General features: G+C 66.1%; 19 protein-coding genes and 1 riboswitch. Of the genes, 9 read left to right on the forward strand and 10 right to left on the reverse strand.

Annotation, left to right across the window (positions count from 1 at the left end; genetic code table 11):
• Positions 1 to 29: 29 nt before the first annotated feature.
• The 5 genes from KIP89_RS14940 to KIP89_RS14960 all read right to left on the reverse strand — a co-directional run bounded on the left by KIP89_RS14940 (position 30) and on the right by KIP89_RS14960 (position 5,047).
• Positions 30 to 869 carry a DeoR/GlpR family DNA-binding transcription regulator gene (locus tag KIP89_RS14940; protein WP_213756386.1) on the reverse strand — a complete coding sequence of 280 codons (840 nt, stop codon included), beginning with the start codon at positions 867 to 869 and terminating at the stop codon, positions 30 to 32.
• The gene (locus tag KIP89_RS14945) at positions 866 to 1,660 is read right to left on the reverse strand and encodes an ABC transporter permease (protein WP_213756387.1); all 795 of its coding nucleotides are present in this window, start codon (positions 1,658 to 1,660) and stop codon (positions 866 to 868) included. The genes KIP89_RS14940 and KIP89_RS14945 overlap by 4 nt, the downstream gene beginning before the upstream one ends.
• 3 nt (positions 1,661 to 1,663) lie before the next feature.
• Positions 1,664 to 2,581, reverse strand: a complete 918-nt coding sequence (locus KIP89_RS14950; protein WP_250152527.1) for an ABC transporter permease — start codon at positions 2,579 to 2,581, stop codon at positions 1,664 to 1,666.
• A gap of 2 nt (positions 2,582 to 2,583) precedes the next feature.
• Positions 2,584 to 3,690 carry an ABC transporter ATP-binding protein gene (locus KIP89_RS14955; RefSeq protein WP_213756388.1) on the reverse strand — a complete coding sequence of 369 codons (1,107 nt, stop codon included), beginning with the start codon at positions 3,688 to 3,690 and terminating at the stop codon, positions 2,584 to 2,586.
• A gap of 202 nt (positions 3,691 to 3,892) precedes the next feature.
• Positions 3,893 to 5,047, reverse strand: a complete 1,155-nt coding sequence (locus KIP89_RS14960; RefSeq protein ID WP_213756389.1) for an ABC transporter substrate-binding protein — start codon at positions 5,045 to 5,047, stop codon at positions 3,893 to 3,895.
• 257 nt (positions 5,048 to 5,304) lie between these two features.
• On the opposite strand from KIP89_RS14960, the gene fabG reads away from it, so the two are divergent.
• The 3 genes from fabG (at position 5,305) to KIP89_RS14975 (ending at position 8,488) form a co-directional block, all read left to right on the forward strand.
• Positions 5,305 to 6,084, forward strand: a complete 780-nt coding sequence (gene fabG, locus KIP89_RS14965) for a 3-oxoacyl-ACP reductase FabG (RefSeq protein WP_213756390.1) — start codon at positions 5,305 to 5,307, stop codon at positions 6,082 to 6,084.
• Between the two features lie 82 nt (positions 6,085 to 6,166).
• Positions 6,167 to 6,381: riboswitch (cobalamin riboswitch) on the forward strand.
• 36 nt (positions 6,382 to 6,417) lie between these two features.
• The gene (locus KIP89_RS14970) at positions 6,418 to 7,095 is read left to right on the forward strand and encodes an energy-coupling factor ABC transporter permease (protein WP_213756391.1); all 678 of its coding nucleotides are present in this window, start codon (positions 6,418 to 6,420) and stop codon (positions 7,093 to 7,095) included.
• A gap of 163 nt (positions 7,096 to 7,258) precedes the next feature.
• On the forward strand, positions 7,259 to 8,488 hold the full coding sequence (locus KIP89_RS14975) for an alpha/beta hydrolase family protein (RefSeq protein WP_213756392.1): 1,230 nt from the start codon (positions 7,259 to 7,261) through the stop codon (positions 8,486 to 8,488).
• A gap of 53 nt (positions 8,489 to 8,541) precedes the next feature.
• Here the strand turns inward: KIP89_RS14975 and KIP89_RS14980 are convergent, their stop codons facing one another.
• Complete coding sequence (locus KIP89_RS14980; RefSeq protein WP_213756393.1) at positions 8,542 to 10,020, reverse strand: methyl-accepting chemotaxis protein; 1,479 nt, start codon at positions 10,018 to 10,020, stop codon at positions 8,542 to 8,544.
• A 297-nt stretch (positions 10,021 to 10,317) separates the two neighbouring features.
• Here KIP89_RS14980 and KIP89_RS14985 point away from each other — a divergent pair, with 297 nt between their 5' ends.
• The 3 genes from KIP89_RS14985 to KIP89_RS14995 all read left to right on the forward strand — a co-directional run bounded on the left by KIP89_RS14985 (position 10,318) and on the right by KIP89_RS14995 (position 12,927).
• Positions 10,318 to 10,692, forward strand: coding sequence for a hypothetical protein (locus KIP89_RS14985; RefSeq protein ID WP_213756394.1), 375 nt, complete (start codon positions 10,318 to 10,320; stop codon positions 10,690 to 10,692).
• Positions 10,693 to 10,917: 225 nt separating this feature from the next.
• On the forward strand, positions 10,918 to 11,457 hold the full coding sequence (locus KIP89_RS14990; RefSeq protein WP_213756395.1) for a TRAP transporter small permease subunit: 540 nt from the start codon (positions 10,918 to 10,920) through the stop codon (positions 11,455 to 11,457).
• Between the two features lie 57 nt (positions 11,458 to 11,514).
• Positions 11,515 to 12,927, forward strand: a complete 1,413-nt coding sequence (locus tag KIP89_RS14995) for a TRAP transporter large permease (protein WP_213756396.1) — start codon at positions 11,515 to 11,517, stop codon at positions 12,925 to 12,927.
• Positions 12,928 to 12,934: 7 nt separating this feature from the next.
• Here KIP89_RS14995 and KIP89_RS15000 read toward each other — a convergent pair whose 3' ends face one another.
• Positions 12,935 to 13,456 (reverse strand): hypothetical protein, encoded by a 522-nt coding sequence (locus tag KIP89_RS15000; protein WP_250152528.1) that lies wholly within the window; start codon positions 13,454 to 13,456, stop codon positions 12,935 to 12,937.
• 248 nt (positions 13,457 to 13,704) lie between these two features.
• Between KIP89_RS15000 and KIP89_RS15005 the strand changes: the two genes are divergently transcribed.
• The gene (locus KIP89_RS15005; protein WP_369807169.1) at positions 13,705 to 14,952 is read left to right on the forward strand and encodes a multidrug effflux MFS transporter; all 1,248 of its coding nucleotides are present in this window, start codon (positions 13,705 to 13,707) and stop codon (positions 14,950 to 14,952) included.
• Positions 14,953 to 14,979: 27 nt separating this feature from the next.
• On the opposite strand, the gene KIP89_RS15010 is transcribed toward KIP89_RS15005, so the two are convergent.
• Positions 14,980 to 15,498, reverse strand: a complete 519-nt coding sequence (locus KIP89_RS15010; protein WP_213756397.1) for an NUDIX hydrolase — start codon at positions 15,496 to 15,498, stop codon at positions 14,980 to 14,982.
• A gap of 60 nt (positions 15,499 to 15,558) precedes the next feature.
• Here KIP89_RS15010 and KIP89_RS15015 point away from each other — a divergent pair, with 60 nt between their 5' ends.
• Positions 15,559 to 15,957 carry an MAPEG family protein gene (locus KIP89_RS15015; RefSeq protein WP_213756398.1) on the forward strand — a complete coding sequence of 133 codons (399 nt, stop codon included), beginning with the start codon at positions 15,559 to 15,561 and terminating at the stop codon, positions 15,955 to 15,957.
• Between the two features lie 137 nt (positions 15,958 to 16,094).
• Here the strand turns inward: KIP89_RS15015 and KIP89_RS15020 are convergent, their stop codons facing one another.
• Both KIP89_RS15020 and KIP89_RS15025 read right to left on the reverse strand, forming a co-directional pair.
• Positions 16,095 to 16,304: a hypothetical protein gene (locus KIP89_RS15020; protein WP_213756399.1), complete on the reverse strand. Its 210-nt coding sequence runs from the start codon at positions 16,302 to 16,304 to the stop codon at positions 16,095 to 16,097.
• Positions 16,305 to 16,400: 96 nt separating this feature from the next.
• Complete coding sequence (locus KIP89_RS15025) at positions 16,401 to 17,084, reverse strand: phosphatase PAP2 family protein (RefSeq protein WP_369807170.1); 684 nt, start codon at positions 17,082 to 17,084, stop codon at positions 16,401 to 16,403.
• A 485-nt stretch (positions 17,085 to 17,569) separates the two neighbouring features.
• Between KIP89_RS15025 and KIP89_RS15030 the strand changes: the two genes are divergently transcribed.
• Positions 17,570 to 19,897 (forward strand): MHYT domain-containing protein, encoded by a 2,328-nt coding sequence (locus tag KIP89_RS15030; RefSeq protein WP_250152529.1) that lies wholly within the window; start codon positions 17,570 to 17,572, stop codon positions 19,895 to 19,897.
• The last annotated feature ends 44 nt before the right edge of the window (positions 19,898 to 19,941 follow it).

Here is a 19,941-nt window from a genome sequence, read left to right on the forward strand (position 1 = left end):
CTGCGGCGTCGGTACGGGGGCGGCCGGCATCATCGCCTGGTCGCCACGCTGATTTCGACGCCCGCGCGTGCCAGCGCCCGCGCCACGGCACCGCCGGGGGACCTGTCGACGACGAGGCGCTGAATGTCGGGGATGCGGGCCCAGATGGCGAGGGCCTGCACGTCGAACTTCTTGTGGTCGGAAACCACCAGCGTCTCCGCCGACCGGTTCATCATCGCCTTGTAGACGGAGGCGGCCGGGGCCTCGGCATCGGCGAGGCCGTCCGTGGTGATGCCGGAAATGCCGAGAATGGCGCGGTTGACGTTGTAGTTCTGCAGGAACTCGACGGTCTCGACGCCGACCATCATGCCCTCGCGGGCATTGTAGCGGCCCGGACACATGATGACGTCGATGGTCGGGTTGGCCGCCACCACTGTCGCCACCGAGAAGGAATGGGTGATGACGGTGAGGTCCCGGCACTCCGCCGCCATGCGCCGGGCGACATGGGTGGTGGTCGCCCCCGCGCCGATGGCGATGACCTCCTTCGGCTTGATGAACTTCACGGCGAGGGCGGCGATGGCCTCGCGCTCGGCCACCATCATGGCGTGGCGCTCGGTCACCGCCGGCTCGGCGGCGAAGGGGCGCACGGCGCCGCCATAGGTGCGGTTGATGAGGCCGCGCTCCTGAAGCTCGAACAGGTCGCGCCGGATCGTCTCGGTTGACACTTCCAGATCGGCCGCGAGGTCGCCGACCCGCAGCGTCGGGGTCGCCATCATCTCGGCGAGGATGCGCTCGTGACGGCTGGCCTTGTCGAGACGCGGACGACGACGCTCCGTGGTGCGGGTCTCGTCCTCGCGTGGCTCGTCCTCGCCGGACTTGTCCTCACTCATGCCGCTGCGCGCCTCCGCAGCAGCATCCCGGCAAGGCCGCCGACCAGCAGCAGAACGGCAGCCGCCAGCGTCGCCATGGTGCCGAGCGCGGGGACCATCGGCGTGTAGCCCGCGACCATCTTGGCGTAGAGCCATTCGGGGATCGTGGAGTCCGCGCCGGTGGTGTAGAGCGAGAGCGGGAAGTTGCTCCAGGAGAGCAGGAAGGCGAACAGCATTCCCGACCAGATGCCCGGCCACAGGAGCGGCAGCGTCACCTCGCGCAGCACCTGAATCCGCGAGCAGCCCAGATCAAAGGCCGCTTCCTCCAGCGCCGGGTCGAAGCCATAGACCTGGATGGCGATCACCAGCGTCACCACCGGGACGATCCACACCATGTGCGCGAACACCGCGGTCATCCAACTGGTCTGGATGCCGACCGCGTTGAAGCCGAGCAGCAGGGCGAGGCCGAGCACCGGCTGGGGGAAGAAGATCGGCAGGATGATGAGCTTCTGGAACAGCCGGCGGCCCTTCCAGTCATAGCGTGCGAAGGCGAGCGCGCCGCAGGTGGCGATGACCACGGAGAACACCGTCACCAAGAGGGCGACGAGGATCGAGGTCTTTACGATCATGCCGATCTCGATCGAGTCGAGCGTCTTCTGCCACCACTCGGTGGCGTAGATCTTGATCGGGAAGCCGAAATAGCGGCTCTTGTTGAAGCTCGCCAGGGCGCCGCAGAGGATCGGCAGGTAGATCACGACGATCACCAGCAGCGTCCAGATCCAGATCAGGGCATTTGTGCGCGTGTGCTTCATGGCTCAGCGCCTCCCCAGCATGCGGTCGAGGTCGAGCTTCGACAGGGCGAACAGCGTCAGCGCGCCGATGAACAGGGTGACCACCACCGACATGGCCGAGCCGAGCGGCCAGTTCTGCGAATAGGTGAAGGCGATCTCGATATCGTGCGAGATGACGATGATCGACTGGCCGCCGAGGATCTTGGCCTCCGCCGTGGCGCCGATCGCCAGCACGAAGGTCAGCAGCATGCCGATCATGATGCCGGGCATGGCGAGCGGCAGCTCGATCTCGCGCCAGATGAACAGGCGCCCGGCGCCGAGATCGCGCGCCGCATCCACGAGGTCGCGCGGCACCAGAGCGAGGCCGAGCGTCATCGGGAACAGCATGAAGGGCAGGTAGGTGTAGACCATGCCGAACAGGGTGATGCCGGGCGTGTACAGCACCTCCGGCCCGCCGGAAAAGCCGAGCCATTTCAGCGAGCCGTCGAGCACGCCGTTCTTGATCAGGAACAGCACCCAGCCATAGAGCCGGACGTTCTCCGAGACGAACAGCGGGAACACGAAGAACACGCTGATGAGCCCGGACCAGCGGCCGAACACGGCGTTGAGGCCATAGGCGATGGGGTAGGCGATCACCGCCAGTATCGCCACCGTCAGCAGGGCGAAGCCGCAGGACCAGACGAAGGACACCCAGACCGTATTGGCGGGATCGAACAGGCCGGCGAAGTTCTCCAGCGTGAAGCTGGTGAACACATCGAAGCTGCGCGGCGTGGCGAAGGCATAGGCGAGGATCGCCACCAGCGGGGCGAGGAAGCCGACGCCGAGCAGAGCGGCGACGGGCAGCGCGCAGCGCGCGCCGAGCGAGAGCATGTGCTGCTGGCGCAGCGCGCGCGTGCCTTCCGGCGCGTGGGCGGCAGGGGAGGCGGCGGCGAGGCTGGCCATGCTCAGCTCCCCAGCGTGAAGGCGTCGGCGGCGTCCCAGCCGAGCGTCACCGCGCGGTCGGCGCCGGGCGGCAGGGCGCGCGAGCGGGACAGCTCCACCAGCATCACCTTCTCGCCCGCGCCGGAGCCGACGCGGATCTGGTACTGGATGCGCGAGCCGAGCGAATATTCGTTGTAGACTGTGCCCTCGATCCGGTTCTCGGCGGTGTCGCCGGGGCCGAGGAAGCGCATATATTCCGGGCGAATGACCACGAACGCCTCGTCCAGCGTCGCGCCGTCCTGCGGGGGGCGCACGGTGAAGCGGCCGGGCACGTCGACCCCGTCCCACGTGCCGTCCGTGCCGCGCTTCACCTTGATCGTGTTCACCTCGCCGACGAATTCGGAGACGAAGCGATCAACCGGGGCGCCGTAGATCTCCTCGGGCGTGCCGACCTGAACAAGCCGGCCGGCGCGCATCACGCCGATGCGGTCGCTCATCACCATCGCCTCTTCCAGCGAATGGGTGATGTAGATGAAGGTTTTGCCGGTCTCGCGGTGCAGGTCCTTCAGCTCCTTCTCCAGCGCCTTCTTCAGCTTGTAGTCGAGGGCGGAGAGCGGCTCGTCGAAGAACAGAACCTGCGGGTCATAGGCGAAGGCGCGGGCCAGAGCGACGCGCTGGCGCTCGCCGCCCGAGCACTTCATCACGTTCTTGTCGTAGTAGTTTTCCGGCAGGCGGACGACGCGCATCAGCTCCAGCGCGCGCGCCTTGCGGGTGGCGGCATCCACGCCCTTCACCTTGAGCGGGAAGGCGATGTTCTCGCCGACGCTCTTGTGCGGGAACAGGGCCAGAGACTGGAAGACGAGGCAGGTCGGCCGCTTGTTGGGCGGCATATCGTTGATCAACTCGCCATGCAGGGTGATGTTGCCTTCGGTCGGCGTGTCCATGCCGGCCAGCATGCGCAGCAGCGTGGTCTTGCCCGAGCCGGAGGGGCCGACAATGGTGAGGAACTCGCCCTCGCGCACGTCGAGGTCGATCCCCTCCACGGCATTGAAGCCACCGAAGGTCTTGCGCACCCCCACCAGTTGCAGGATCGGCTTGGGCGTATCGCCGGCGGGCGTGGTCTGGAGCATGCGGGTTCTTCCGGGTCGTGGAGGGTGGCGCGAGGCCACTCAGGGAATGGGGGACGCGGGCGGCGAGCGCCTCGCGTCCTTCGAGGCCCGGCGCGGCGCGCCGGGCACCTCAGGATGACGGCGGTGGCCCTGGCCCGTCATGCTGAGGAGCGGGACAAGGCCCCGCCTCGAAGCATGCAAGAGGCCGCCGCCGCCCGTTCGACTAGCCGCGCAGGCGCTTGGCGCCGTTCATGATGTCGAGCGCCTTGTCGTAATCCGGCACGATGTCGTAGTGCACCGAGCGGTCCATCTCTTCCTGCAGGCTGTCCCACTGGATGGCGTCCAGCTCGTCCTTGGTGAACAGGTCGAAGCACGCCTTGGTGCCCATCTGCGCGACGGGGTTGAAGGTGCCCTCGGCGAAGGCGACGGTGTGGGCGACGTCGGGCGCCTGCACGTATTTCAGGAACTCCAGCGCCAGCGGCGAGAGGTTCGGGTTGTTCACCGTCGAGGTGATCTCGATCCAGGCGATGCCGCCCTTGCCGCCCGGCAGCGGGCCGCGCAGCGGGGTGATGCCGCGCAGGTTCGGATGGCCGTCGGCGCGGGCCGGGGAGACCGAATAGGTGCCGCCGGTCATGTGCAGATCGATCTCGCCGGAGATCAGCGCCTGGTTCATCGAGGCGATGTCGCCGATCAGCTTGGCGCCCTTGAAGACGCGCTTGGCGGTCTCCTCGAACTTGGCGAACTCTTCCGGCGTGTGGCTCTTGAACGGGTCGATGCCGGCGATGATGAAGATGTTGAAGACGTTCCAGTCATCCGACTCGAGAATGCCGTACTTGCCGGCTAGCGCCGGGTCGTTGAACAGATCCCAGCCGGTGTCCTCGGCGGTCTTGCGGCTGATCTTGTCGGTGTTGACGACGAAGCTGTAGGGCCCGAAACGCTGGGCCATGCCGACCAGCTCCTTGCCGTCATCGCTCATCGCCCATTTATAGGGCGCCTTGAACTCGGGCAGCATCTTGTCGAAGAAGGGCTCGAATTCGGCCTTGGGCAGCGGCTTGATCAGCTTCTCGGGAAGCATGACCTTGCGCGCCCAGGGATTGTTCACATTGATCAGATCCCAGGTGTTGATCTCGCCGGCGCGCAGCCGGTTGATCATGGTGGGATCGTTGGTGAGGCTCTCCGCCTTCACCGTGGCACCCGTCTTGGAGCGGAACGGATCGAGCACCTGCGCGGAGTTGTAGCCCTCCCAGCACAGGATGTTCAGTTCCTTCTCGCGGGCGGCGAACGCCTTGTTGGCGGAGAGGAACGGACCGGCGGCGGCCAGCGCCCCGAGCCCCGTTCCCATGCCCTTGAGCAGCGACCTTCTGGAAATGCCTGACATGTCGACGTCCTCTGGATTGTTGGCGCGGACCGGGTCGCCGCCGCGCGGGAGATGCCACCTCCGATGGATTGGAATGTGGCACTTATGTTGGACTGTGTGTGATCCTAAACATTTGGATTTGGGCTTTACAACACCATTTTTGCAGCGCAACCTGATGAAAAGGGAGGCAGCCTAATCTTTGACCAAGCGGAAACCCGCCGCGTGGGTCGGCTGCCAGCGCCCTGCCGCACAACAAAATCCAGAGGGCCTGTCGGACCATGTTCACGTCGCTTGAGGGAAAGACCGTCATTGTCACCGGCGCCAGCAAGGGCATCGGCCGGGGGATCGCGCTGCGCTTCGGCCAGGCCGGCCTCAATGTGCTGGTGGTGAGCCGCAGGCTTGAGGAGGCCGAGAAGGTCGCCGCTGAGATCGGCCCGCGCGCCTCCGCCTTCGCCGCCGACGTGACCAAGACCGCCGACACCCTTGCCATGGCGCAGGCCGCGCTCGACCGCTACGGCGCGATCGACGTGCTGTGCGCCAATGCCGGCATCTTCCCGGCGGCCAAGCTCGGCGACATGACGGAGGATGATTTCGACCTCGTCATGGACACCAATCTCAAGGGCACGTTCCTGTCGGTCTCGGCCGTGCTGCCGGCGATGAAGGCGGCCAAGAAGGGCCGCATCGTCATCACTTCCTCGATCACCGGGCCGATCACCGGCTTTCCCGGCTGGACCCATTACGGCGCCTCCAAGGCCGGGCAGATGGGCTTCATGCGCACGGCGGCGATCGAGCTGGCGCCGTGGAACATCACGGTCAACGCGGTGATGCCGGGCAACATCCTGACCGAGGGTATGGAAGGGATGGGCGAGGCCTATATCGCCTCCACCGCCGCCTGCGTGCCGATGAAGAAGCTCGGCAGCGTGTTCGACATCGCCAACACCGCGCTGTTCTTCGCCAGCGAGGAGGCCGGCTACATCACCGGCCAGGGCATGGTGATCGATGGCGGGCAGGTGCTGCCGGAATCGCCGATGGCGCTGGACGAGATGGGCGCGGCCTGAACGTACTTTTCCTGAACGTGCTTTTCTTGCCTTGCAGACGGGCTTGAGGGTCAGGCGGCTTGACTTGGCCCGCGCCCGGCGTGCTGATGCACAGGCACATGGTGTCCGGCCGAGGCGACTCGGCCGGATGAAACGGGAACGGGGAGAGGGCGTAAGCCCGAAGCCCCGACCGCCCCCGCGACTGTGAGCGGCGAGCGCCTTCCATCACGCCACTGGACCTCCGAAAGGGGAGCCGGGAAGGCGGAAGTTATGCTGTGACCCGCGAGTCAGGAGACCGGCCATGCGCATTGGTCCACACTCAGGCCGTCGGGTGAGACGGCACAGGAGACGCATATGCATATCGAACCCGGCCTCGTCGCCGAAGGAAAGATCTGGCTCAGCTACGTGACCGCCGCCGGCGCGGGCGGCTACACCCTGAAGCTCGCGGCCGATGCCGTGCGCGAGCGGGGCGTTGTCTCGCTCATCGTCCGCAGCGTGATGACCACGGCGCTGGTCTTCGCCTTTTTCGAGCTTCTGCCGCACCATCCGGTCGGTGTCTCCGAGGTCCATCTGATCCTCGGCTCGACACTGTTCCTGATCTTCGGCGTCGCCCCGGCCGCCATCGGCCTTGCCGCCGGCCTGCTGATCCAGGGCGTGTTCTTCGCGCCCTTCGACCTGCCGCAATACGGCATGAACGTCACCACCCTGCTGGTGCCGCTGTTCGCGCTGATGGCGCTGGCCAAGCAGGTCGTCGCGCCCAACACTCCCTATGTGGAGCTGAAGTACCGGCAGGCGCTGGCGCTTTCGACCACCTATCAGGCCGGCATCGTGGTGTGGGTCGCTTTCTGGGCGTTTTACGGCCACGGCTTCACGGTCGAGAACGGCGCGTCCATCGCCTCCTTCGGCGCGGCCTATATGCTGGTCATCATCGTCGAGCCGCTGGTCGACCTCGCCGTGCTCGCCGCCGCCAAGGCACTGAACGGCCTGCGCGGCACGCCGGTGGTCGAGCGGCGGCTGTTCGAGGCCGCCTGATCCCGCGCCTTTCCAACAGGGCCCGTCCGGCATCCGCCGGGCGGGCCTTTTTCGTTGAGGCGGCGCCGTGCGCGTCCGTCACCCTTGCGAAACACCTGTCCGCGCATGATAGCGTCGCCGCCCTGCGGGACGGGTGGTCGCGTGGCGTGACAATGAGGGTGCGATGTCGTGGGTGGTTCGCCGTCTGGCCGCAGCAGGGGTGCTGCTGGCCATCATCGCCCTCGCGGGTTTTCCGGCCCGTGCCGCCAGCCCGGAGGGTGTGATGCAGCTATCCCCGACGGTGAGCTATGAACTGATCGGGCGCTGGGATGCCGACCAGCTCAACGCCATTCTCACCAGCAAGACGCCAGCCTTCTTCGGCGTGAGCGTGACCTATACGCCGGCGCGCAACGCCGTGCGGCTCTACCGCGTGACCTATGGCTCGGTGGTGCCGGAACAGGGCAACCGTCCCATTATCGCCACGGGGCTGCTCGCCATCCCCGATACCGGTGCGCTATCGTTCCCGCTGCTGTCCTATCAGCACGGCACGGTCTACGGGAAAAAGCAGGTACCTTCCTTCCCGGACCAGTCGCCGGAGACCCAGATCGCCCTCGCCCAGTTCGCCGGGCAGGGCTATGTGGTGATCGGCGCCGATTATTTCGGCATGGGCGAGACCAGCGAGCCCGAGGGCTACCTCGTCAAGGCCAGCCACCAGCAGGCGACCTATGACATGCTGATCGCCAGCCGGGCGGTGCTGGCTCAGATGAAGATCGCCACGCCCAAGCTGTTCCTCGGCGGCTGGTCGCAGGGCGGCTTCGTCACCATGGCGATGCTGGAGAAGCTGGAGGAAACCGGCGTCAGCGTCGACGGCGCGGCGACCGCCAGCGGGCCCTTCGACGGCTATATGACGATGAGCGGGTTTCTCGACTTTCCCCGCCCGAACGATGCCGACTGGATCTCCACGCTGTTCATCCTGACCGCCTTCTCGTTCGAGAATTATTACGGCGTGCCCGGTCTCGCGCGTTCGCTGATCAATGACGAATATTACGAGCTGTGCCGCAAGGCCTATGCCCGCGAGCCCTATGATGCGGCGCTGATCCCCACCGATCTGCGCACGCTGATACGGGCCGAGTATTTCGATGCGCGCTTCTTCCGCGCCTCGGCCTATGGCCGCATCCTGCTCAATCAGACGCAGGCCTATCGCTGGATCATCCGCAGCCCGGTGCGCAATTATTACGGCGAGGCCGACGAGGCGATCACGCCCGGCCTCGGGCAATTGGCCATGACCTATCAGCGGGCCATCGGCGCCGGCAACATGCAGGTCGAGGCGATCTCGACCGGCCCGACCAGCCATCGCGGCACCTACGCTACCGCCGTGCCGCTGTGGAAAGTCTGGTTCGACGGCAAGCAGTAGTGCCACCGCCCCGCGCAGGGCTGACCCTGTGCGGGGCGAGGGGCCTGCACCTATCAGCGCGCCAGCAGGACGCGGACTTCCTCGCGGAGCTGGTCGCCGACGCTGGTCAGCGAGTTGGAGACCCGGCGGACATCGCCGGCGGCGCCGCGGATCTGGCTGACGACCCCGCTCACGCTGTTCATGCTCTGGCTCACCGAGCCATTGGTCGCGCTCTGCTCCTCGACCGCCGCCGAGAGGGTGGCGAAGACGTCGCGCACGGTGCTGACATTGTCGGTGATTTCCTCGACCGCACGGGCCGCGTTGCTGCTCGCGCGCTGGACGTTCTCGACCTGGGTGCTGATTTCCTTCGTGGCGTTGGCGGTCTGCATCGCCAGTTCCTTCACCTCGGAGGCGACCACGGCGAAGCCCCGGCCGGCCTCGCCGACACGCGCCGCCTCAATGGCGGCGTTGAGCGCCAGCAGGTTGGTCTGGGAGGCGATGCGCTCGATCAGCGAGGACACGTTGCCGATGCGCTCGACGCTCTCCACCAGCCCGCTGACCAGCCCGTTGGCGGCCGCGGCGCGATCGGCGGCCTGACCGGCCATCTGGGTGGCGTTGCTGATCTGCTTGCTCACATCGGCAAAGGAGACCGACATCTCCACCGCGGCGGCGGCGACCGAGGACGACATGTCCTCGCTCTGCGCGGTGAGGGTGGTGAGCTGGTCGCTCGCCTGCCCCATGGCCAGCGAGGAGGCCCCGAGTTGGTCGACGGCGGCGGTGACATTGGTGGCGACATTGACCGCATCGGTCACGACCGCCCAGGTCAGCATCGGTCCTTCATAGGCGCCGTCCGGGCCCATCAGCGCGGACACGTTGAGGTCCAGCGTCTCCGGCCCGACCTTGATGCGCGCCCGATGCGGCAGGTTCGACGCATCGGCGAGCATGCGGCGCTGCATCTCCGGCTTCTTGTGGAAGACGTCGATGGAGGAGCCGACAAGCTCGGACGCCTTGATCGGCAGGAACTGCTCGATGCGGCGGAGCGTGTCGATGCTGGTCTTGTTGGCGTAGTCGATGGTGAAGCCGTCGAGCGCGCAGGTCATCACGTTGATCGGCATCTGCTCGACCATCTGCAGCAGCCGGCGATAGCTGTGCTGCGCCGCCATGGCGGCGGTCTCGACGCTCAGCACGACCTGAAGCAGTTCATGCGAGGCGTTCTTGCCCTTCACCGCGTCGATACGCAGCCGGATCTTCTCGCCACCGAGATCGACGACCTCGTCGAGCGGCAGGTTCTGCGGCCGGCCGAGGCGTCGGCCATCAGGACCGAGATCGAGGTTGAAGATCGACAGGCTCGACCCGACGAGGGCGTTGAGCGGGACCGGCAGGGCTGCGTGGATCGTGCCGAGCACCTCCAGCGCATATGAATTGACGTAGTCGATCGTCGCCTTGCCCGCGTCGCACATCAGCACGGCGGCCGGCAGCTCGTTGAGCAGGGCAGTATCGAACGCGCGCCAGCGCGAACGCTGACCCAAAGAGTGAAGGGAGGCAGGGCGCATAGAAGTCTCCGCTGGCGCTTACATCCGTCTGGCAAGACGCACTCTGGGGTAGCCACGGAAGCTTGCCCGGAGCTAGCGAGACCTTTTGCCCCATAATGTTACCGAAATAACGAAGCGTAAGATCAATAATGCTTTTTATACGGGTAATTACGTAGCGAATGTATCTTGAAAAAATATCTGGGCACCGAAGTAAAATTTGTTCCACGTCTGCGTAAAAATAAGAATGTTGACGATTGGCGTGCCGGATTATTTTCTGTCACCGGCCGAAGCGCCGTTTCGCGACAGGAGACCCACGCTATGACTGAGCCAGGTGTACCGATCGTGCCGCGCGAATGGGGTGACGAAGGGCAGGGCGTGGCCGCGCCGGCCAAGCCTGCCGCCGCAGCCACGGCACAGGATACGTGCCCCTATTACATTCTCTATTATGCCGAGGCGTCCAATACGGGCGTCATGGGGCCGATGAAGCGGGCGCGCTATGGCACGGTCTGGGAGGCCGCCGAGCGCGCGATGGAAATGCGCCGCCTCGGCGCCGAGCGCCCGGTCGAGATACGCGATCCGCAGGACCGCCTCATCACCTGCGAATTGATGGGCTGGAAGCTGCCGTCGCTGGTTCGTCCCGAGCCCGCCCGCCGCCCGTCTCCGCCGGCCGGGCCCACGGCCCGCATCGCCTGAGAGCCGCCCGTCGCCTGTTTCCAGCCGCTGGCCGGGAACGACACTTCAACGGGCCTCGACCTTTGACGCCCGCGTGGCCGCTGAATGCGGCCGCGCGGGTTTTACGCGCGGGTTTTAATTGCGTGAGACCATGGTCTATCTTGTCGAAAGTAGCACATGGGGCGATTGCAGCGCCCTGCCTGCGCAAAACGACAAAAGTCGGCGCACTACCAAGGGGGACGTCGCATGGGGGCTCTGCTCGCCTTCAGCCGGGGAATCGACTGGCTGAACGAGAGGTTCGGCCGCATCGCGGATTGGTGCGTGCTGATCGCCTGCCTGATCAGCGCCGGCAACGCGACCGTGCGCTACCTGCTGAGCTACAGCACCAACGGTCTGCTGGAAATCCAGTGGTACCTGTTCGGCGCCCTGGTCCTGCTCGGCGCGCCCTATACGCTGCAGCGCAACGAACATGTGCGGGTCGATCTCGTCTATATGGCGCTCAGCCCGCGCGGGCGGCTCTGGGTCGATACCATCGGTTTCCTCGTCATTCTCATCCCCGCCGGCATCTATCTGACATTGCTGAGCTTCCCGTTCTTCTGGATGTCCTTCGTCTCCGACGAGGTGTCGCAGAACGCGGGAGGGCTGATCCTATGGCCCGCCAAGCTGCTGCTGCCTTTGGGCTTCGCGCTGCTGACGCTGCAGGGCGTCTCCGAACTGATCAAGCGGATTGCCGGCCTGTCCGGCGTGATCGAGGTCGAGACGACCTACGAGAAACCGCTGCAGTAGCGCCCCGCCGCGCCACTTTCGCCCAGAACCCCTGACACCGCGACCGACGAGCCCCCCATGTTCTCTCACGGCGTGATGCCCCCGCTGATGTTCGCCGGCATGATCTGCTTCATGCTGGCCGGCTTTCCGGTGGCCTTTTCCCTGGTCGCGGTCGGGCTGTTCTTCGGCACGCTCGGCATATTGACCGACCATTTCCACCTGAGCTTCATGCAGGCCCTGCCCCTGCGCTTTTACGGCATTATCTCCAACGACCTGCTGCTGGCGATCCCCTTCTTCACCTTCATGGGCGCCATTCTCGAGCGGTGCGGCCTCGCCGAGGACCTGCTGGAAGGCACTGGCAAGCTGTTCGGCAAGGTGCCGGGCGGGCTCGCCTATGCGGTGATCATCGTCGGCGCCATCCTCGGCGCCATCACCGGCACGGTGGCCGCCTCCGTCATCGCCATGGGCGTGATCTCGCTGCCGGTGATGATGCGCTACGGCTACGACCAGAAGCTCGCCACCGGCGTGATCGCGGCGTCCGGCACCATCACCCAGCTCATTCCGCCCTCGCTGGTGCTGATCATCCTCGCCGAGCAGCTCGGCAAGCCAGTGGGCGACATGTATCTCGGCGCCATCGGGCCGTCGCTGCTGCAGGTGCTGATCTTCCTCATCTTCATCTTCGTCATGTCGCTGATCAAGCCGCACACCATGCCGCCGCTGCCGCCCGAGGCGCGCGGGGAAGCCGGCTGGCCGCTGATCCGGCAGGTGCTGTGGGGCATGATCCCGTCCATCGTGCTGATCATGCTGGTGCTCGGCACGCTGGCCATGGGCCTCGCCACGCCGACCGAGGCAGGTGCCATGGGTGCGGTGGGCGCCATCGTGCTCGCCGCGCTGCATGGACGGCTGACCTGGACGCTGGTGCGTCAGGCCATGGCCTCGACCATGCGCATCACTTCCATGGTGGTGTTCATCCTCATCGGCGCGACGGTGTTCAGCCTGGTGTTTCAGGGCATGGACGGCGCGCTGTGGATCGAGCACATGCTGTCGCAGCTGCCGGGTGGCCGGGTCGGCTTCCTGATCTTCGTCAACATCTTCGTCTTCTTTATCGCCTTCTTCCTCGATTTCTTCGAGATCGCCTTCATCATCGTCCCGCTTCTGGTGCCGGTGGCGGTGAAGCTCGACATCAACCTGATCTGGTTCGGCGTTCTGCTGTGCGTGAACATGCAGACGGCGTTCATGCACCCGCCCTTCGGCTTCGCGCTGTTCTATCTGCGCGGCATCGCCCCGCCGTCGATCCGCACCTCGCAGATCTATTGGGGCGCCATACCGTGGCTGTTCATGCAGTTGATTCTGGTGGTGGTGGTCATCATGTGGCCGGAGGCCGTGACCTACTGGATCAGCGCCGGCTCGACCGTGGACCCGTCCACGATCGAGCTGAATATCCCGCAATTCGAGCCGCCTCCGCTCGACATGGGGCCGCCGCAGTTCTGAGGCGCGCTCAGAACTGCGGACGGGCGACGGGCCGCGCGCCGCGCACGGCGAGGGCGCCGGCCAGCACGAAGATCGCGAACACGACCAGTTGGGCGATGGCGAAGGGCGGCTCGGACTGGGTCGGCGCCAGCGCCTTCAGGGCAGGGACCTTGGCAAAGGCCTGGGCAACGGCGACGAAGACGAGAAGCCAGAGGCTGATGACCGCCCCGACCGCATAGACCCATCCCCAGTGTCCCGCGCGCTGCAAGGGGTAGCGGGCGACCAGCGTCACTGCCAGCACGACCAGCGCGACGATGCCGACAATGTGCGAGGGGAGCAGGCCGCTGAAGGGAAAGCCGAACCCGGTGGCGCTGGTCAGGACCGCCGTGGCGAGGAAGATCGCCGTCCAGGCCGGCCGCTCGCGGCGCGCGAGCAGATCCAGCACCACCACGAACCCGGTGGCGAGGGCGATCAGGCTTAGCCAGGTATGAAATCCGGTCCAGCTGGTCGGGTCGAAGATGGTCATGGCGGACATGGTCGTGGCGGGCATGGCACGCTCCCCTGTTGGCCCCACGCGCTTCGCCCCGGCGGGAAGCGCCGCCGCGCGGGGTGACAGGTTTCCGCGCGACGTTTCATGATAACGGTCATTTTAAATTCGACCAGCCGCCGGAGCCATATTCGGACACGCGAATCCGCTGCGCCTGTGTCTTTCGGCCCATTGGGCGACCGGCGATTCTGCGCCATAAGGCGGGCCTTGTGCGGCCCGCGTGCCGTCGCCTTGCAGAATACGGACCCGCCATGAACACGCCTGAACCTGCGCCCGCCAACCCTCATCCTGGCATGGGTTTCCGCCAGTTCGTGCTGTTCATCGCGGCGCTGATGGCGACCAACGCCATCGCCATCGACTCGATGCTCCCCGCCCTGCCGGAGATCGGCGCGGCGCTCAACATCGACACGGCCAATCACGCGCAGATCGTCATCACCGCCTATCTGCTCGGCTTCGGCGCGGCGCAGATCTTCTATGGCACGCTGGCCGACCGGTTCGGACGCAAGCCGGTGCTGCTGGTCGGGCTCGCCATCTACACGGTGGCCTCGGTCGCCTGCTTTTTCGCCCCCTCGCTCGGCATCATGATGGCGGCGCGGGCGATCCAGGGCGTGGGATCGGCGGCGACGCGGATTCTCGCCATCACCATCGTGCGGGACTGCTATTCCGGCCGGCAGATGGCGCGGGTGATGTCGCTCGCCTTCATCGTCTTCCTCGCCGTGCCGATCATCGCGCCCTCCATCGGGCAGCTCATCATGCTGGTCGCCCCGTGGCGGATGATCTTCTCCATGCTGTGCCTGTTCGGCGTGGTGCTGCTGGTGTGGACCGTGGCCCGGTTGCCGGAAACCCTGCATCCCGAGGACCGCACGCCCATTTCGGTGCGTGGCATCACCTTCGCCTTCGGCCTCGTGTTCAGGAGCCGGGTCACCGTCGGCTATATGCTGGCGATGACCATGGTGATGGGCGGGCTGTTCGGCTTCATCAACTCGGCGCAGCAGGTCTTTGCCGACGCGTTCGGCGCCCGCGAGCTGTTCACGCTGATCTTCGCCATCATCGCCGTGTTCATGGCCCTGTCCTCGCTGCTCAACTCGCGCGTCGTCGGCAAGCTCGGGATGCGCCGGGTCTCGCACGCCGCGCTGCTTGGTTACCTCGCCGTGACGCTGGTCCATGCCGGATTCGTGGTCGGCGGTATCGAGACGATCTGGAGCTTCTCGATTCTGCAGGCGCTGATGATGTTCTTCTTTGGCCTGATGGTCTCGAACTTCAACGCCATGGCCATGGAGCCGGTGGGGCATGTGGCCGGCACGGCCTCCTCGGCGCTGGGCTTCGTCAGCACCGTGGGCGGGGCTTCGCTCGGCTTCCTGCTCGGCCAGTTGTTCGACGGCTCCACCCTGCCGCTGACGCTGGGCTTTTTCGGACTGGCCATCGGCGCCCTGCTATGCGTCCTGTTCGCGGAGAAGGGGCGTCTGTTCCATTCCACGCCGTCATCCGCCACGCATTGAAGCCGGGGGAGGCTGAACCCGCCGCGGTCAGGCCGGGTTCAGCTCGGGGAATGCGGCGGCGCGGATCGTGCTCGACGCCACGTTCTTGCGCCACTCGCCTGATTGGGCAAAGGCGCTGATCAGCGCCCCGAGGTCCGTCTCGTCGATGATCAGCGCCGCGTCCTCGGGCGCCATCCAGACATGCAGCCGATCGCCGCGCTCGGGGAAATCCTCCATCTGCCGGTGCACGGCGAGCGGATAGACCGACACCTTCACCAGCGCGAAGTTGCTTTCCAGCCGTTTCCAGTAGCGGTACTGGCCGAGCTTCTTGCGGCTCACTTCCCCGACAATGCCGGCTTCCTGCCAGGCCTCGATCTGGGCCGACTTCCAATCCTTGTGATTCTTCATCGGCCATCCCTTCGGGATCACCGCCCGTCGCGTCTCGCGCGAGGTGACGACAAGGATCTGCAACTGCCCCTCCGGCGACACCCGGTAGGGCAGCGCCGCTACCTGCTGCAAGAGGCGACCATCCTTGGCTGGGCGCTTATGCTGTTTCGTGTTGGCCATGATATATCAATATAGGTAGCGTCGCGAATTACGACACCTTTCCTACCCCAGGTGCTTGAAATGACACTCGAACTGTCCTTGCTCGGCTGGTCGCTGGTGCTTGCCCTGGTGCAGATCCTGCTTCCGGCCATGTATCGAAACCGGGAGACCGGGGTCGCCTACAATGCGAGCGCGCGCGACGAGCCGGGCCCGCCGGTCGGGATCGTCACCGGCCGCCTCCGCCGGGCGCAGGCAAATCTGTTCGAGACATTACCGATCTTCATCGCAGCCGTTTTGATCGTCCATGTGACAGGACGCGAAGGGCTGCTCACCGCGTGGGGCGCCAGCCTCTACCTCGCCGCGCGCGTCGCCTATCTGCCGCTTTACGCCTTCGGTGTGCCCTATCTGCGCTCGGCGGTATGGACGGTTTCGCTGGCGGGGCTGGGGCTTCTCCTCATCGCCATTCTCGTGCCGGCGTGAGGCGCTCCCGGCGGCCGGCCGGGCCAAGGCAGCACGGGGATGGGCAGCACGGCGATGGGCTGCACGACGACGGGCTGCGGGGCGAGGGGCTGGCGCGGATCTGACGGCGCCAGCCTGCGACGCGCCCGCCGGCCGCGTCAATGTTCCGCGAGCATGCGTGCAATGGCGTGCGCGACTTGCTTGGTCACCCGCCGCCGGTACTTGCGATGGACGATCTGGCCGTTGTGATAGACGTCCTGCTCGACATAGAGCTCGTCGCCGTCCCAGCGCAGGATGTTGTCGGATTCGGTTGTCTCGATGACGCCGATCCCCGGGATCAGGTGGCCTTCCGGTGTGCTGGTCGACATGCGTTTCTCCTCGGTCGTGGCGGAGGCTCTCGCGGCCTCATCTCCCCAAGAATAGCGGGCACGGCGCCGAAAGCCATGCGCCGCGTCGTCGAGGCCTCAGCTTTTCACTTCTGCGGTCGTCGTACCGTCATCCTTCTCGATCTGGCCGCGCCGCTGCAGCCACAGGGCGGCCAGCCAGCAGATGAGCGCCCAGGCGCTGCCGGCGCACCAGCCGGCGAGCACGTCGGTCGGCCAGTGCACGCCGAGATAGAGGCGGCTCAGGCCGATCAGTAGCGTCAGTGTCACGGCGACGGTCAGCACATAGGCCTTGAGAGGGCGTTTGCGCTCCGTGCGGACGATGAGGGCGCCCAGCGTGAGATAGGTGACGGCGGCACCCATGGCGTGGCCGCTCGGGAAGCTCAGCGTGTGAACATCGACCAGATGGGCGACGAGGTCCGGCCGTGGCCGATCGAAGCCGATCTTCAGCAGATAGCTGAGCAGCCCGCCGCCCGCCACCGCCGCCAGCACGAACAACGCCGCGCCGCGCTTGCGGTCCATGATGAGAAAGCCGACCACGGCGGCGGTGATCAGGGTGAGGACCGTGGTGCTGCCCAGCGCCGTGAGGTCGCGCATCACCACTTCCAGCCATAGCGGGCCGAGCGGATCGGCGGGATCACCGGGCGCGCGAAAGGCGAGCAATACCGCTTCATCGAAGGCGTGGGTTTCTCCCTCCGCCACCTCCTCCGCCAGCTTGGCGAAAGCGAACAGGCTGGCCGCCACGCCGGCAATGGCCGCGAACACGCTGAACTCGGCAACGAGCCAACGCGGAATCAGGGAAAAGCTCGATTTCACCGCACCCACTACACTCAACCTCCACGCAACAAAGACAGCCGATCCGGCTCGACCAGACTGCCGCCCTTCCATGGCGGGAGAATGCGTCGGCCGATCACATTTGACGGTGATACGGCGGGTTCCTAACAGGCAGACCGCGACATTCCCCCAAGTTAGGCGCCGATCCCGGAACCGAAATGGCATGCCGGGTGTTCCTTAGCGCAACACGTTGGGAGAATGGCATGCTGAAGGGTGGACTTCTCTGGTTTCTGGGCATTCCGCTGCCCATCATCATCGTCCTCTGGCTGCTGGGTTATCTGAGCTGACCCACATGCCCCCCCCATGGCAGTTGCCGTCATGCCTGAGCTGTGTCTTGACTGCGTCTGGTTTCGGCGCTGTATCGCCGCTTCCTGGAAATGGCGCGCGCAGCGCGGGGCAGGGAGCCTGCTGGGGTGATGATGGATCACGTCGCGGCCCATGATCCGGGTCTCGTCGCGTTGTCGGTGTTGATCGCGGTGGTGGCTTCCTTCACCGCGCTCGATCTGGCGAGCCGTATTCCGGTCTCGTCCGGCTCGACGCGGGCGGGCTGGCTGGCGCTTGCCGCCATTGTGCTCGGCGGTGGCATCTGGTCGATGCATTTCGTCGGCATGCTGGCAATGAACGCGGCGATGCCGATCCGCTATGATCTCGGCCTGACGACGCTGTCGCTGGCGATCGCGATCACAGCCACAGGGCTCGCCCTGTTTGCCGCCAGCCGTCCGCGCCTCACCTTTGCCAGGCTGGTGCTCAGCGGCGTCTTCATGGGCCTCGCCATTGTCGGCATGCACTACACCGGCATGGCGGCGATGCGGATGACCGGCGATATCGCCAATGATCCGCTCTATGCCGGGGCCGCGATCGTTGTGGCCGTGGCGTCTTCCACTGCCGCGCTGTGGCTGGCCTTCCGCCATCACACCCTTACCGAACGGCTGACCGGCGCGGCGGCCCTCGGCATCGGCATTGCCGGGATGCACTATGTCGCCATGGCGGGCGTGACGCTGCTGCCCGGTGAAGGCCATGTCGTGGCGTTGCGCGGCGGCACATTCGACAACGCGCATCTCGTCATCGCCGTGTCGGCGGTGAGCTTCACCATCTGTGCCGCCGCCCTGCTGGCGGCGATCTATGACCGGCGCTTTACCTTGCTGGCGCAGCGCGAGACCGCGCTGTCGCGCGAAGGCGAGGAGCGTTACCGCAACCTCTACCGCCGCACGCCGCTGCCGCTGCATTCCCTCGGCGCGGATGGCCGGATCGAGCAGGTGAGCGATCGCTGGCTCGATCTGCTCGGCTATTCCCGCGAGGAGGTGATCGGCCGGCCGCTGACCGACTTCATGACGGCGGATTCCGCCCGCCAGCGCAATGAGGATCACTGGCCGCGTCTCATCGGGACGGGCGAATTGCGCGAGGCCGAGTACCAGTTGATCACCAAGGAAGGACGCCGCATCGACTGCGTGCTGTCCGCGGTGGTCGAGCGGGATGGGCAGGGCAACCTCGTCAAAACGCTGTGCGGGCTGATCGACATCACCGACCGCCGGCAGGCCGAAGAAGCCCTGCGTCAGGCGCAGAAGCTGGAGGCGGTCGGCCAGCTCACCGGCGGAATCGCGCATGATTTCAATAATCTGCTCGCTGTCGTGATGGGTAATCTGGAACTGGTGCGCAAGCGCGCGCCCGACGAGCCGCGCCTGCAGAGGCTGATCGACAACACGCTCCAGGCCGCCCAGCGCGGCGCGGCGCTGACCCAGCGCATGCTGGCCTTCGCGCGGCGGCAGGATCTCAAGCCCGAACCGGTCGATGTGCCCGAACTGGTTATGGGGATGGCGGATCTGCTGCGTCGGTCGATCGGGCCGAGCGTGCGCATCGAGACGCGCTTTCCGCTCGGCCTGCCGCGGGCGCGGGTGGATGCCAACCAGCTCGAACTGGCCCTGCTCAACCTCGCGGTGAATGCGCGCGATGCGATGCCCGATGGCGGTTCCATCATCATCAGCGCGCATGAGGAGACGCTGGTCGCGCCCGAGGGGGAGGAGACCGTCGGCGGCCTCAAGCCCGGGCGCTATTTCGCGCTGGCGCTGGCCGATACCGGCTCGGGGATGGACGAGGCGACGCTGGCGCACGCGGCGGAGCCGTTCTTCACCACCAAGGGGGTCGGCAAGGGAACCGGCCTCGGCCTCGCCATGGTGCATGGCCTCGCCGCCCAGTCCGGCGGAAAGCTGGTGCTGGCGAGCCAGCCCGGCGAGGGGACGACCGCGACGATCTATCTGCCGATCGTCGAGGCACCAGCCGAGGCGGCCGCGCAGGAGCCCTCTATCCCCTTGGAAACACTGCCAGCTTTGCCGCTGCCAATCGAACCGCATGACGGCGCCGTGCGGGTGCTGGTGGTCGATGACGACCCGCTGGTGCTGTCCGCGACGGCGGCGATGCTGGAAGATCTGGACTTCGCCGTCACCGAGGCCTCCTCCGGCACGGAGGCGCTGCGGTTTCTGGAGAGCGGGGCCGGCGTCGATGTCGTGCTCACCGATCAGGCGATGCCGGGCATGACCGGGGTGCAGCTTGCCGCCATCATTCTTGACCGCTGGCCCAGCCTGCCGGTGATCCTCGGCACCGGTTATGCCGAGCTGCCGGCGGAGGCGCGGCCCGACATGGTGCGGCTCGGCAAACCGTTCAGCCGCGACATGCTGCAGCGGGCGATTATCGGCGCGACACGGCCAAAGGCCGACAATATCGTCACTTTTCCGCCGCGCAGCGCCTGAGCGTGGGGTGAATATTGTCGACGACGCTACGGTGACATTCCGTC

The organism is Ancylobacter radicis, assembly GCF_018449475.1.
GTDB classification, from domain to species: domain Bacteria; phylum Pseudomonadota; class Alphaproteobacteria; order Rhizobiales; family Xanthobacteraceae; genus Ancylobacter; species Ancylobacter radicis.